The 14,280-nt window shown below is 40.4% G+C and carries 16 protein-coding genes; 11 read left to right on the forward strand and 5 right to left on the reverse strand.

The window, feature by feature from the left end; genetic code table 11:
• The first annotated feature begins 5 nt into the window (after positions 1-5).
• Positions 6-251, forward strand: a complete 246-nt coding sequence (locus MKL36_RS01890; protein ID WP_000165735.1) for a SlyX family protein — start codon at positions 6-8, stop codon at positions 249-251.
• A 48-nt stretch (positions 252-299) separates the two neighbouring features.
• Here MKL36_RS01890 and MKL36_RS01895 read toward each other — a convergent pair whose 3' ends face one another.
• Positions 300-1,310: a zinc-binding alcohol dehydrogenase family protein gene (locus tag MKL36_RS01895; RefSeq protein WP_000648637.1), complete on the reverse strand. Its 1,011-nt coding sequence runs from the start codon at positions 1,308-1,310 to the stop codon at positions 300-302.
• Between the two features lie 99 nt (positions 1,311-1,409).
• Here MKL36_RS01895 and MKL36_RS01900 point away from each other — a divergent pair, with 99 nt between their 5' ends.
• From MKL36_RS01900 to MKL36_RS01945, 10 genes are all read left to right on the forward strand, one after another.
• The gene (locus MKL36_RS01900; protein ID WP_001029768.1) at positions 1,410-1,787 is read left to right on the forward strand and encodes a winged helix-turn-helix transcriptional regulator; all 378 of its coding nucleotides are present in this window, start codon (positions 1,410-1,412) and stop codon (positions 1,785-1,787) included.
• Between the two features lie 147 nt (positions 1,788-1,934).
• The gene (locus tag MKL36_RS01905; RefSeq protein ID WP_000368721.1) at positions 1,935-2,384 is read left to right on the forward strand and encodes a hypothetical protein; all 450 of its coding nucleotides are present in this window, start codon (positions 1,935-1,937) and stop codon (positions 2,382-2,384) included.
• Between the two features lie 35 nt (positions 2,385-2,419).
• Complete coding sequence (gene topA, locus MKL36_RS01910; RefSeq protein WP_000024261.1) at positions 2,420-5,056, forward strand: type I DNA topoisomerase; 2,637 nt, start codon at positions 2,420-2,422, stop codon at positions 5,054-5,056.
• 87 nt (positions 5,057-5,143) lie between these two features.
• Positions 5,144-5,902: a hypothetical protein gene (locus MKL36_RS01915; RefSeq protein WP_000265771.1), complete on the forward strand. Its 759-nt coding sequence runs from the start codon at positions 5,144-5,146 to the stop codon at positions 5,900-5,902.
• A 137-nt stretch (positions 5,903-6,039) separates the two neighbouring features.
• Complete coding sequence (locus MKL36_RS01920; protein ID WP_000859452.1) at positions 6,040-6,612, forward strand: HdeD family acid-resistance protein; 573 nt, start codon at positions 6,040-6,042, stop codon at positions 6,610-6,612.
• A 116-nt stretch (positions 6,613-6,728) separates the two neighbouring features.
• Positions 6,729-8,708: an ATP-dependent helicase gene (locus tag MKL36_RS01925; protein ID WP_000050354.1), complete on the forward strand. Its 1,980-nt coding sequence runs from the start codon at positions 6,729-6,731 to the stop codon at positions 8,706-8,708.
• Between the two features lie 73 nt (positions 8,709-8,781).
• A complete protein-coding gene (locus tag MKL36_RS01930) occupies positions 8,782-9,021 on the forward strand; it encodes an RNA recognition motif domain-containing protein (protein WP_000699342.1) in 240 nt (79 codons plus the stop codon).
• Positions 9,022-9,028: 7 nt separating this feature from the next.
• Positions 9,029-9,388: an ASCH domain-containing protein gene (locus MKL36_RS01935; protein WP_001183876.1), complete on the forward strand. Its 360-nt coding sequence runs from the start codon at positions 9,029-9,031 to the stop codon at positions 9,386-9,388.
• A gap of 80 nt (positions 9,389-9,468) precedes the next feature.
• Positions 9,469-9,972 carry a DUF6586 family protein gene (locus MKL36_RS01940; RefSeq protein ID WP_002027464.1) on the forward strand — a complete coding sequence of 168 codons (504 nt, stop codon included), beginning with the start codon at positions 9,469-9,471 and terminating at the stop codon, positions 9,970-9,972.
• Between the two features lie 112 nt (positions 9,973-10,084).
• Positions 10,085-10,363, forward strand: coding sequence for a hypothetical protein (locus MKL36_RS01945; protein WP_000027403.1), 279 nt, complete (start codon positions 10,085-10,087; stop codon positions 10,361-10,363).
• A gap of 37 nt (positions 10,364-10,400) precedes the next feature.
• Here MKL36_RS01945 and MKL36_RS01950 read toward each other — a convergent pair whose 3' ends face one another.
• The 4 genes from MKL36_RS01950 to MKL36_RS01965 all read right to left on the reverse strand — a co-directional run bounded on the left by MKL36_RS01950 (position 10,401) and on the right by MKL36_RS01965 (position 14,278).
• Complete coding sequence (locus MKL36_RS01950; protein WP_021511351.1) at positions 10,401-12,110, reverse strand: cation:proton antiporter; 1,710 nt, start codon at positions 12,108-12,110, stop codon at positions 10,401-10,403.
• Between the two features lie 147 nt (positions 12,111-12,257).
• Complete coding sequence (gene rpmG / locus MKL36_RS01955) at positions 12,258-12,413, reverse strand: 50S ribosomal protein L33 (RefSeq protein ID WP_001205031.1); 156 nt, start codon at positions 12,411-12,413, stop codon at positions 12,258-12,260.
• Between the two features lie 12 nt (positions 12,414-12,425).
• Positions 12,426-12,662 (reverse strand): 50S ribosomal protein L28, encoded by a 237-nt coding sequence (rpmB, locus tag MKL36_RS01960; RefSeq protein WP_000048256.1) that lies wholly within the window; start codon positions 12,660-12,662, stop codon positions 12,426-12,428.
• 167 nt (positions 12,663-12,829) lie between these two features.
• Complete coding sequence (locus MKL36_RS01965) at positions 12,830-14,278, reverse strand: coniferyl aldehyde dehydrogenase (RefSeq protein ID WP_001088254.1); 1,449 nt, start codon at positions 14,276-14,278, stop codon at positions 12,830-12,832.
• Positions 14,279-14,280: the final 2 nt, after the last annotated feature.

The following is a 14,280-nucleotide window of genomic DNA, read 5'->3' on the forward strand; positions in this document are numbered from 1 at the left end:
CTTAAATGACTAAACCACCATATCATGATGATCAAGCGTCATTTTCCGCACCCATTGAAGATTTGCAAGTGCGAATTGCATTTTTAGATGATTTAGTTGAGGAATTAAATCAGCAACTCGCGATTCAAACTCTAGAAATAGCTGATTTAAAAAAACAAATGCAATTACTTTATCAACGTGTGGAATCTGCAGATTTATCAGAGGGTGTTGCACCTTTTGATCCATTAACGAATAAACCACCGCATTATTAATTAAAATGGCAAGCGTTAAGCTTGCCATTTATTTTTCAAAAGTACGACTTAAAATCCGTGTAAAACGATTTTCCCTTTGGTTGAACCACTTTCAATTTGCTCATGAACCTGTGTTAAGTTTTCAGCATTAATTGGGCTTAAAACCTGAGTCACAGTTGTTTTGATTTTACCTTCATCCACCAGTTTACTGACTTCATTTAGTAGCGCACTTTGTTTTTCCATATCTTCCGTTTGGAACATTGAGCGCGTAAACATAAACTCCCAGTGGACTGAGACAGACTTAGATTTAAACGGTTTAATATCTAACTGATCAGGGTCATCAATAAGTCCAAAATGACCTTGTGGAGCAATTAACTCTACGATATCTGATAAATGTTGATCTGTTTCAGTGGTTGAGAATACATATAAAGGTGCACTTAAACCTAATTGTTTAATTTGTGCAGCTAAAGGCTGACGGTGGTTTAATACATAGTCAGCACCTAGTTGTTCTACCCATTCTTTTGTTTCGGGGCGTGAAGCTGTAGCAATAATCGTGAGGTTAGTTAATTGCTTAAGAAGCTGAATGGTAATTGAACCTACCCCACCAGCTCCACCAATCACTAAAATAGTCGTATTAGCAGGCGCAGTCTTTGGAACTTGTAGACGATCAAATAACATTTCCCAAGCTGTGATTGCTGTTAAAGGAAGAGCCGCAGCTTCAGTTGCTTCTAAAGTTTTTGGTTTATGACCGACAATACGTTCATCAACTAATTGCAATTCACTATTACTGCCTTGGCGATTTAAAGCACCTGCATACCAAACCACATCACCAATTTTAAATTGAGTAACTTTATCGCCAATCGCTTCTACCGTGCCTACAGCATCCCATCCAAGAACTTTCCAGCCAGATTGTTCAGCACTTACATTTTTACGTATTTTGGTATCGACTGGATTTACTGATACAGCTTGAACACGAACAAGTAAATCATGTCCTTTAGCTACTGGAGTGTCGAGTTCAATATCTACGAGTGCCTCTGGCAATGTAATAGGCCCCGCTTTTTGATATGCCACAGCTTTCATAATCATCATTCCTCTTGTTGAGAGTTTGATCATAACGTAAGCTTAAAAATAGTGACTACAGACAAATAACGCTCATAGTGTCAAAAAGGATACTGTAAAATGGCAAAAGCTCGACATTCAAGTTTTGACTGCTCACCAGGTTGTTCAGTTGAGGCCGCAATCAGTTTGATTGATGGCAAATGGAAATGTGTCATTCTTTGGCATTTATTAAATGAAGGAACTTTACGATTTAATGAAATTCGTAAACGAGTTCCAAGCATTACACAAAGAATGCTGACCAATCAGCTTCGGGAGTTAGAACAAGATGGCATTATTCATCGTGAGGTTTATCCTCAAGTGCCTCCTAAAGTGGAATATTGTCTAACTGATTTAGGGCGCGGGCTTGAGCAGATACTTCTTGCTTTAAAAACTTGGGGAGATGCGCATCTGGATCAGTTTGGTAAGTTAACTACTCTTGAAACTGAAAAGAGCGCCTAAATATTCTGCCTAGATTGTTAAAAATATCTATGAGGAAATGTTGTAGTTTTTAGCCTTGTCGGTTAATTGGACATTATTTTTATGATGTAACTTGCGTTTTCTGGTCAGCTTATGCAACTCTAATAAAAGAGATTAATAGGTTTTGCTATGGACAATATCGGAATTTGGGTTACCGTTATCATTGTTCTTTTCGTGCTAGGCTCCATTTTTGGTTTAAGAGTGAGTCCACGTGAAAAGGCGCTGGGAATTATGCGAGACAAAGCCCGCAAAATGGGGCTACATCCACGCGTAATTGCTGCACCTGAATGGACACATGTCCCGATGGCAACTGAAAAGCGTGCCAGCATGGTTGCTTACTATAGTGTATTGATCCCCGATGCTCGTTTACCGCTCATGCGTGCTCGCGTTATAGACGGAAAATTAAAAGTTGTGCAAGGCGATGAGAAATTTAATGATTCTCCCATTGCATTAAAAGGGATTTATGCTATTGATATGCAGGCAAACTGTGTAGGCCTTTATTGGGATGAGGAATCGGACCTGAAAGCTACGCAATTAGATGAGATGAAGGCTTATCTGTTGGCCTTGGCTGAAGCCTGATTTTTAAATTTATTGGTATAGGAATAACATTTTATATGGCGAATACCTCGCGCTCTGCATCTCAAAGCACAGCATCTTCTGCCTCTGCTGCACATAAACGTGCCTTAGTGATTGTGGAGTCGCCTGCCAAAGCGAAAACCATCAACAAATATTTAGGTTCGCAGTACATTGTTAAGTCTTCTGTAGGTCACGTACGTGACTTGCCAACAGGCGGCAGTAAAGCAACAGAGAAAAAGCCGGCTGCCCGGACCAAACTCACTGAGGCTGAAAAAGAACAAAAAGCGAATCAGGCTTTAATCAATCGTATGGGCGTCGATCCGGAACATGGATGGCAAGCGCATTACGAAGTTCTGCCTGGCAAAGAAAATGTTGTTGCTGAACTCAAGAAACTTGCTAAAGATGCAGATGCAATCTATCTCGCAACGGACTTGGATAGAGAAGGGGAAGCAATCGCTTGGCACTTACGCGAAGTGATTGGTGGTGACGATAGCCGTTATCATCGTGTGGTATTTAACGAAATTACTAAAAATGCCATTCAAGAAGCATTTAAACAGCCAACACGTCTCGACTTAAACCGTGTTAATGCACAACAAGCACGTCGTTTCTTGGACCGTGTAGTAGGCTTCATGGTTTCGCCATTATTATGGGAAAAGATTGCCCGTGGTTTATCGGCAGGTCGTGTACAGTCTGTAGCGGTAAAGCTTGTTGTTGAACGTGAACGTGAAATTCGTGCTTTTATTCCAGAAGAATATTGGCAAGTCTTTGCAGACACTAAAGCTAAAAAAGATGACATTCGTCTTGAGGCTGTAAAACAGGCGGGTAAAACGCTTAAATTAAAAAATAAAGCTGAAACAGATGCCCTGTTAGATGTATTAAAAGGTGCTGAATATAAAGTTGCCCAGCGTGAAGATAAACCAACTAAGGTGAATCCAAGCGCCCCATACATCACATCGACTTTGCAACAGGCTGCAAGTACACGTTTAGGTTTCTCTGTAAAGAAAACCATGATGTTAGCGCAGCGCTTGTATGAAGCTGGTTTCATTACTTATATGCGTACTGACTCAACGTTTTTGAGTGATGATGCTGTAAGTATGGTACGTGCGCATATTGAAAGCCAATATGGCGAAAAATATTTACCAGCTAAGCCAAATCGCTATGGTAATAAAGCAGGTGCTCAAGAAGCCCACGAAGCTATTCGTCCATCAAATGTTGCGCTGACTGGTGATCAACTTGCTGGTGTAGAGCGTGATGCTCAGCGTTTGTATGATTTAATTTGGCGTCAATTCGTAGCTTGCCAAATGACTCCGGCAGAATATTTATCTTCAACTTTAACAGTTGAAGCTGGCAATGTTGAGTTAAAGGCAAAAGGCCGTACGCTTGTATTTGATGGCTTTACTAAAGTTCGTGGTGCCAACAAATCTGATGACGATATCATTTTACCTGCAATTAAAGTGGGTGAAATTTTAAAGCTCGAAAAGCTAGATCCAAGTCAGCATTTTACCAAACCGCCAGCTCGTTTTACTGAAGCATCTTTAGTAAAAGAACTTGAAAAACGTGGTATTGGTCGTCCGTCGACTTATGCTGCCATTATTTCTACGATTCAAGAACGTGGTTACGTTAAGTTAGAAAATCGCCGTCTCTTTGCTGAGAAAATGGGTGAGATCGTAACGGATCGTCTTGATGAAAGTTTTAATAACCTAATGAATTATGCATTTACTGCAGATTTAGAAGGTCAGTTGGACCGTGTAGCAACGGGTGAGCGTAACTGGAAGGAATTGCTAGACACATTCTATGGTGATTTTAAAAAGCGTCTGACCAATGCTCAAGGTGAGCAGGGAATGCGTCGTAACCAGCCAGTTGAAGTACCAGCAGTACATTGCCCTGAATGTTCACGTCCAATGCAGATTCGTACGGGAACAACAGGTGTATTCTTAGGGTGTTCTGGTTATAACTTGCCGCCTAAAGAACGCTGTAAAGGGACCTTGAACTTAACGCCAGTTGAGTCTTTAGCAGCGTTATCTGATGACGATAGTGCTGAAACAGCAGACTTGATGTCAAAACATCGTTGTCCGAAATGTGGTACAGCAATGGACAGCTACGTCATTGATGGTGGCCGTAAGTTACATGTTTGTGGTAACAACCCGGATTGCGATGGCTATGAGCTTGAAGAAGGCGAGTTCAAGATCAAAGGTTATGATGGCCCAACCATTCCATGTGATAAATGTGATGGTGAAATGCAGCTTAAAACTGGCCGTTTTGGTCCGTATTTCGCTTGTACAAGCTGTGACAATACTCGTAAAGTCTTGAAAAATGGTCAACCTGCACCACCACGTGTAGAACCAATCAAGATGGAACATTTGCGTTCAACCAAGCATGATGATTATTTTGTGTTACGTGATGGCGCGGCTGGTCTGTTCTTGGCTGCAAGTAAGTTCCCGAAAATTCGTGAAACACGTGCACCAAAAGTTGCTGAGCTTCGTAGCGTAGCTGATCAACTTGATCCAAAATACCAGTTTATTTTACAAGCTCCAGATGTAGACCCTGAAGGTAATCCAACCATTGTGAAGTTTAGTCGTAAGAACCAATCACAATATGTGGGTTCTGAAACACCAGAAGGTAAACAAACTAAATGGAGCCTAATTTATCAAGATGGTAAATGGATTGAAGGCTAAATAAGACAGATAAAAAATGCTAGCTCAGCTAGCATTTTTTTCATCTACAACAATAAAAGAAAATATTAATTTTTATGGGGAAAAAGAATGTGGAAAAACATTCGGATTTTATGTCTATTAATTGTTTTATTAATCGTTGCAGTTCAAGCGTGGCGTGACCAAAACCAAGACTGGAATCAGCCTATTGTGGTGGTATTGCACCCAATAAATGCAGATGGCTTACAAACCACACAAGCTTATATTCATCAGTTACAAAACACTGATTTCCAGACGCTTAAAAGCTATTTAAGTGAATGGTCGCAACATTATCGGGGGCAATCAGCAAACTTTGAAATACGTTTGGGGCAACAGTTACAGCAGCGTCCACCTGAGGTGCCACAAAATGCCGGTATTTTTCATGTGGTTTGGTGGAGTTTAAAGTTTCGTTTTTATGCCTGGCGACAACAACAGCCTGAAGATAATGGAGCATCGCTCAAACTTTATTTAAATTATTACGATCCCAATTATCAAAAAGTTTTGGTGCATTCGACTGCTTTAGAAAAGGGCCGTATTGGTAGTGTTAATTTGTTTGCTACACGTGGGCAAGCATCACAAAATCAGGTTGTAATCGTTCATGAGCTATTGCATGGCTTTGGGGCAAAAGATAAATATGATTTAAAAACAGGTCAGCCCATATATCCATTAGGATATGCACAACCTGAAAAAGTACCTCTTTATCCACAAAAGCGAGCAGAAATCATGGGTGGTCGAACACCATTATCTGAGCAGACCAGCAAAATGCCAAGTGATTTACAAGAAACCGTCATAGGTTTACCAACAGCTCAAGAAGTGGGGTGGCTGAAATAAAATTGTGGATAAATACTGTTTTATCCACATCAATTGTTAATAAACGATGCACATCTTATACAGACAATAAATGTGAAGTACATCACTATAATGACATTATATAAACTTCCTAATACCTGATAATAAGAGTCGCCGTCATGAAAACTGTAGGTAATGATTTGGTTCGTAATCAGCTACATGCTGATCGTAAATGGTATCTAATATTAGGCTTTGTGCTCATTATTTTTGGTTTGGTGTTATTTAGCTCACTGCCATTTGCCACATTTTCGGTTGTTTTTCTGTTTGGTATTTTAATGATGGTGGGTGGTGTATTGCATTTAATTGCTGCCTTAAGTGTGTTTAAAGGCGGTAGCCGATGGCTGTGGGCACTTTTTGGAGTGCTGTATTTAATGGCAGGCTATTATGCATTTTCTACGCCTGTTACTACGGCTGTGGTTTTAACAAGCTTATTATCAATTGCTCTGATTATTGCGGGTGTAATCCGCACTATAAATGCATTTTTACTAAGACCAATTGCAGGGTGGGGCTGGACCTTATTTTCAGGATTATTAACCCTCGCTACAGGTATTTTAATTTTAGTTTCTAAAGATTCTCCGTTTTGGGTGTTGGGAATGTTTTTAGCAGTAGATATTTTATTTCAGGGCATTAACTTTTTAGGGCTCGCTTCTGCGATTAAGCATTTACCTTCTAGTTCAAAAACGGTTTCTTAATATAAATAACGAACAAAAGAGCACTTAGGGTGCTCTTTTTTGTTTTTAGTGAGCGAAGGTCCATCTCATGGCATGGGTCTGTTAAACTAAGCCTTGGTGTTTTAGCGATATGTGTTATGAGTCTTGCAAAGTTAATTAATGAATTAAATGCTCAGCAAAAAAAAGCAGCGACGACTATGGCTCAAAACTGTTTGGTTTTGGCTGGAGCGGGTTGTGGCAAGACGAAAACTATTGTTGCTCGCGCAGCTTATTTAATTGATCAAGGTTTGCCTGCAAATCAAATTCAGATTTTAACGTTTACCCGCCGAGCTGCGAGTGAAATTGTTGCAAGGGTCGAACAGCATGTTGGAGCACAAGCCAAAGGTCTTCGTGCATCCACTTTCCATACCTTTTGCATGTATTTATTGCGTCGTAATCCGCAAGCGTTTGGTTTAACCCAATTTAGTATTATTGATCGTGATGATCAGTTACTCATGTTTCGCTTATTAAGAGGCAAAGACAAAGATAATGTTTTGCCTAAAGCGGCAGAGCTGTGTGATTTGTATTCTTATGCCCGAAATACGCAATCGAAGCTTTCTGAAGCGTTACTCAAGCAATTACCTGAAGCATATGAATATAAATCACAAATTGCTGAGTTAATGAAAACCTATGAACAGCGTAAAAGAGAGCGTAATTTTTTAGACTATGATGACATTTTGTCGATCGTCGCTGTTCATTTACAAAACTCGGAAGCACTGACGAACTGGGTTGCTGGTTTCTGCCAAGCTTTGTTGGTTGATGAGATGCAAGATACCAACCCTTTACAGTGGGCACTTTTGCAGCCACTGATTGGTAAGGTGAAATTATTTTGTGTGGGAGATGATGCCCAGTCAATTTACGGTTTCCGTGGGGCCGATTTTGAAAACATTCATTCTTTTAAAGAACGTATTCCTGATGCTGTTATTCATACTTTAGATCTGAATTATCGCTCGACTCAAGAAATATTAGATTTATCAAATTGGTTACTCGCTCACAGTCCAATCGATTACCAAAAACAGTTACAGGCACATCGTGGCAAAGGACAAAAGCCACAACTCCATTTGTTTGGTAATGAATTTGAAGAAGCCAACTGGATTGCACAAGACTTAATAGAGCGACACCAACAGGGCGCAAATTGGTACGACCATATGGTGTTAGTCCGCTCTGGTTACAGCGCACGCTATTTGGAAGGTGCATTTATTGCCGCTGAAATTCCGTATCGTTTTATTGGTGGCGTAAAGTTACTTGAATCAGCGCATGTAAAGGATGTGCTCAGTTTATTGCGTATTGTGAGTAACCCGCAGGATGACTTGGCTTGGATGCGCTTTTTAACCTTATGGGATGGTATTGGAGATGTGGGTGCCAGCAAGTTGGCGCAAGAGTTAATGAGCATTAGTGAGGTCGAAGAGCGTTGTCAGCGTTTGGAGCGTCATGGAAAAGTTCCTTTACAGGCCATTTTGATTTTGAAACAGCTTGATGTGCTACAGCAGCATGTTGAGGCAAGCATTGGTCTAGCACTAGATGCATTAAGTGAACAGTTAGAGCAAAACTATAAAACTAAAGACTGGTCACGTCGTGCTAGGGATTTTGATTTAGTCAAACAACTTGCGCGTAAACATGCATCTCTTGGTGAGTTTCTTGAAGAATATGTGCTTGAACCAATTTCAATTTCTGAAATTGAAAAAGCGGGTGATGATGATTTAGTGACCTTAATTACAATTCACTCCGCTAAAGGTGCAGAACAGAAAGTGTGTTATGTGCCACATGTCTCACCAAACCAATATCCCTATGCGCGAGCACAGGGCGATTTTGATGAAGTCGAAGAAGAGCGCAGAGTATTGTATGTTGCATTAACACGTGCGGAAAATGAATTGATTTTGACGAAGCAAAATCTCAATACATGGTCACAAGACACGTATGACGAACAAGGCCGCAAAATCGAAAGCTATTTTCTAAATGATTTACCTGCCCATTTGGTTCAGGCAAAAATTCATCGTCAGGTGCCACAGCCATTCGCCAAAAAACAATGGAATACTTCACGAACAGTAAACTTAGGTTTTGGTATCGATCTTGACTAAATTACTGTATAAGACACTGTGAATACTCAAATGTATATTGGCCTTTCTTTTGATGGTCAATGAAGGTTGGAAAATGAAAATATTAGTTCGTAATTTAGATCGTTCAGTGACTGAAGCTGAAGTTTTAGAGCTGTTTAAAGCTTATGGTAAAGTTGAGTCTTGTGTCGTTGTAACCGATAAAGATACGGGTAAATCAAAGGGCTTTGGCTTTGTCGAAATGCCGAATCCGCGTGAAGCCATTAAAGCAATCAAAGGTCTAAATACACTTAAAGTAAAAGGTTACGGTATTCGGGTTAAGGCAGCTGAAGAGTAAGGCTTTTATGCAACAATTTTTAGCTCTTTCTGTGGTTGCTCCAAATGGAACCCGTATAGCTCAGGGAATAAAAACACTTGAAGTTCGTTCATGGGTCCCTGCACAGCTGCCTCTTAAAGATCTATTCATTGTTGAGAACCAAAATTTTTTAATAAATGATGGTGATGAAGAAGAGGGAGTCGCCGTCGCTTTGGTTGATGTTGATTCTATTCATGTTTGGCGAAACGATGAAATTGAACCTGCCTGTGCCTCTGGTTGGAGTGAAGGATATTTTGCTTGGGTTCTAAGTAATGTGCGTCCTATGAAGCGACAGTTGAAAGTTCCGGCTAAACGTAAAATTTATCAAGTCTCTCTGGATTTACCATAAATAACGTTGATTTTATCAATGGAGTCGTTAAGCTAAGAATAGCCATATAGATGGCAATTTTAGAACAGGAAAGTTTAGTTATGTCACGTGTTGCTCGTTATCATGCCGATCGTACCAATCAAAAACTCTATTTTGCACGCTTAGCGTGTCAACAAGCAGAGCAAACTGATCATGTACAGCAGGTGCAAGCGTATCGTGAAGCAGCTGTATTTCATTTACATGGTGCGATGTTGGCATTTTTGCAAGAATTGGTACGTTATTACCGTTTAAATGACTTGCAACCGACATTAAAATCTATTGAAGAGCATATGGCGGCAAAAGGACAAGTTTCTCCGGAAGTTTCTGTTTTGCAGCAATTGGCAAAAGATGGCTTCGTTGCAGAATTAAAACGTGCTTACCGTATGTGCCAATATGCACCGGAACCAACTGAACCGACACCGGAAGAAGAAACTTCTTCTAATTTGATCATTAAAGTGACTCAGGGACCACAATCATGGTTACCTGATGTGAAAATTTTGCGTGAATGGCATAGAGAGTTAAGTCATTTAATTGATGGTTTTCGTAACGAAATGGTCGAGTTCTAAAATTAAACTATCTGAGCGCTTGAAATTTAATCCCAGTGCGCCTATATAAATAAGACGAGAGATGCAAAGTGCAAGGGTGCTTTGCCACCATGTTGAAACATGGAGGAAGTATATGTCTATACAGCAATTGAAAGAGTTATTTGGAAATCAAGAAGCAGTGTTGGAATTAGTCCAACTAGAAGGTGGTGAGCTCGCCTTGCGTAATGCTGGTTCTGAAAAAGAGCCCTTGGTTAAAATTCAGTTTAGTGATGAACTAAAGGCAATATTAGGTGAACAGACGCCTATAGTTGCACAACATATGATTCAAGCTGCTTTGTTTGGGCTGTTAGAAAAGCAGGTCAATGAATGGCAGGCTGAAGTTGTGGATGAGCAGCCTAAATTCTTAAGTTAAAAAAAGCGTACTCTTGAGTACGCTTTTTTTGTATGCATTAATGATGTGTGGACTGATGCGCAAGTTCGATTTGATTTAAAATATGATGGCTCATATTCTTAGCCATTTCTTCTTTCGCATAGAATACTTCACCAATGTGTTCGTCTCTAATCACTGCGGCTTCTTCTTTACTTTCTGCACAAATTAAAACCTGAATTTGAGGGTTCAATTGCTTCGCAATATCTACAATCCGATGAATATCTAAAATATCCATAGGTGAAATTACCAAGAGTCGTGCGTGCATGATATGTGCTTGAATTAAAACGCCAGGTTCGGTTGCTACACCACTTACAGCTGCAATATTTGCCTGACGTAGTTTTTCTACGATTTCACGATTCTCTTCTGCAATTACGACTTTAATATTTTGATTAATTAAATTTTCAGTAATACGTCGTCCAACGCCACCATACCCTATAATCACCACTTGATCGCGTAGATAAGATTGATCGACTTCATCGGGCAGCATGGCTAATGGGTCGCCACTACGTTCAAGAAGTCGTGCTAAATGAGAGCGTTCACGAATCCAACGTTGTACCGGCTCAATTGCCGAGAAGATGAAAGAGTTCAGTGTAATTGAGAATAATGCGCCTGCTAAAATCAGGTTTTGAGCTTCTAAAGTTAATAGACCTAAAGAGACACCAAGGGTAGCCAAAATAAATGAAAACTCACCAATTTGAGCAAGGCTGGCCCCGACTGTTAAAGCAGTATTGATTGGATAGCGGAAGAATAAAACCAAGGCCATTGCAGCAAGTGTTTTACCCACCATAATAATTGCGATAACAGCCAAGATATGTAGTGGACGTTCAATAAGAATATGTGGATCAAACAACATCCCTACTGAAACGAAAAATAAAATCGAGAAAATTTCACGTAGTGGTAGCGTTTCTTCTTCTGCGCGATGGCTAAAATCTGATTCTTTAACGACCATTCCGGCAAAAAATGCCCCTAATGCCATTGAAACCCCAAAGATGGCATAAGAACCATAGGCAATCGATACAGCCGCAGCGACTACAGTAAGTGTAAAAAGCTCTCTTGAACCTAAGCGAGCAACAAACTGCATAATGATAGGCACTACACGCTTGCCTACAATCAGCATAAAGGCGATAAAGCCAATAACCTTTAATAGGGTGATTCCAAGTGTTAGCCAGATGTTACCTTCTGCGCCTGCTGGAGCTTTTCCGCCCAGTAAAACAGCTGTAGCTGGAAGAAGTACTAAAACAAGTACCATGACTAAATCTTCAACTAATAGCCAGCCCACAGCAATTTTGCCGTTTACAGAATCTAGAAGACCACGGTCTCCCAAAGCTTTTAATAATACAACTGTACTCGCACATGACAGGCTTAAGCCAAAAACGAGTGCGGAGCCAAAGCTCCAGCCCCATAACATTGAAACGCCAATACCCAGTAAAGTTGCAACAGCAATTTGTAAGATTGCACCTGGCAAGGCAATGCGGCGAACAAGTAAAAGATCATTTAAGGAAAAATGCATACCAACGCCAAACATGAGGAACATTACACCGAGTTCAGCAAGTTGGTTTGCAAGATGAATATCTGCTTCAACACCAGGAGTATTAGGACTAATAATAATTCCGGCAATGAGATAGCCAATAAGAGGGGGAAGTCGTAGTCGGGCGGCAATATAGCCAAAAAACAGGGCAACGCCGAAACCAACAGCAAGTAAAATAATTAAATCTACGTCATGCGGCACTAAAAACTCCTTTTACGTGAGTTAGGCTAAAGACAAGCATAAAAAATGCCAAGGCGGAATATGTGGAAAGTTTAACAAAAAGGCAGGTATAAAAAAAATGCAAAAAAAAACGACTTCATAAAGAAGTCGTTTTTTTCGAGGCTAAAATTATTTGATTTTAGCTTCTTTGAAAATCACGTGTTGACGGATTTTTGGATCAAATTTTTTGATTTCCATTTTTTCCGGCATAGTACGTTTGTTTTTAGTCGTGGTATAGAAGTAACCTGTACCAGCTGAAGAAACGAGGCGAATCTTATCACGCATTGCTCAGACTCCTTAGATCTTTTGACCTTGAGCACGAAGGTCTGCAACAACCTTTTCGATACCCAATTTGTCAATAATACGCATACCTTTAGTGGTTAAACGAAGACGTACAAAACGTTTTTCGCTTTCTAACCAGAAACGGTGGTGGTGCAGGTTCGGCTCGAACCGGCGCTTGGTTTTGTTGTTGGCGTGTGAGACGTTGTTACCAACGACTGGACGCTTGCCGGTAACTTGGCAAACCTTAGACATGGTGTAACTCCATTGATTTAGCCAACAGCAAATCTGTGGCCAGTCATACTAAATGTAAACGGATGAATTCATTCAAGGGGCGTTTTATACCAAAAATACGATTAAAAGACAAGCGAAATTGGTAAAAACGAGGCATGATCTAGTATAACAGATCATGCCTTGATCAGTTAACGCAACAAGGTTTTCGAAATGAAGCGATGAATCGGTTTATTGAACGGCGGAAGAATATATTTCAAGCTATAAAGTTTTGGATTTGACATGACCGAACGTTCATGCGAAAGCCCAAAAAAGCCCTCCGGTCCGTGATATTTACCCATACCTGACGCACCAATACCGCCAAAAGGTAAATCATCTTGGGCTACATGGGTAATCACCATGTTAATTCCGAAATGCCCTGAATGAGTATGCTGAGAGATATAATCGGCGCGTGCCTGATCATAGTCAAAATAATACATCGCCAAAGGACGTGGTCGACTATTAATAAATTCGATGACTTCTTCTATTTGGTCATATTCTAAAATTGGTAGAACAGGACCAAAAATTTCATTTTGCATAATATCCATTGCAGTTGTTACACCAGTAACCAGAGTCGGTGCAATTTTGCGGACATCATCTAAAATTTCATTTTGAGGATTAATTTCAATAATACGAGCACCCTGATCACGGGCATTTTCTAGATAGCCCTGAATACGGTTATACTGCTTATCATTAATAATAGATGTGTAGTCTTGATTGTTACGGAAATGAGGATACATTCCAGCCACAATCAATTTAAAGTTTTCAATGAACTCGGCAGTTTTACCACGCGGCAAGAAAATATGGTCTGGCGCAACGCAAGTTTGGCCTGCATTCCATAATTTACCCACAGCAATACGCTGTGCGACATCTTTCATGTCTACGGAAGCATGTACAAGCGCAGGGGATTTACCACCCAACTCAAGAATGACTGGCACAAGGTTTTGAGCTGCAGCCGCCATGACTGTTTTACCGACAGAAGTCGAGCCTGTGAAAATCATTTTGTCAAAAGGCAGGTGACTAAACGCATCAGAGATCACACCGCCGCCATTAACCACAGCAACCAATTCTTGTGGAAAAGCTTCAGAAAGAGCATTTTCAAGAACCTGTCCAAAATTTGGAGAAGCACTCGAAATTTTGATCATGGCATGGTTACCAGCCGCCAAAGCACAGATGAGTGGGCCAACGGAAAGTAGTAATGGGTAGTTCCAAGGTGTAATAATGCCAATAACACCCATTGGTTGATATTGTACCCAACCTTTTGCTGGCTGATGTAATACACTGATATGGCGTTTTGATGGTTTCATCCATCCGGTCAGGTTCTTACTGTAATACTTGATTTGTTCAAGACAGGTAAGTAACTCACCAATTTTGGTTTCCATAATGGCACGATTGCCATAATCAAGGTTAATTGCTTCGGCAATCTGATCTTGATATTTTACCAAGACTCTTTTAAGACGAGCTAAACGATCAATACGCTCTTTAGCAGTGGGTACCGGATGACGTAAGTAGGCAATCTTTTGCTGCTCAAGCAAATCATGTAAATGCTTAACATCATAAGGAACCTGAGTCTCTGGATTTGTTTTTGTTTGACTGTTCATCG

It is taken from the genome of Acinetobacter sp. AOR12_HL (assembly GCF_027855275.1).
Lineage (GTDB): Bacteria > Pseudomonadota > Gammaproteobacteria > Pseudomonadales > Moraxellaceae > Acinetobacter > Acinetobacter baumannii.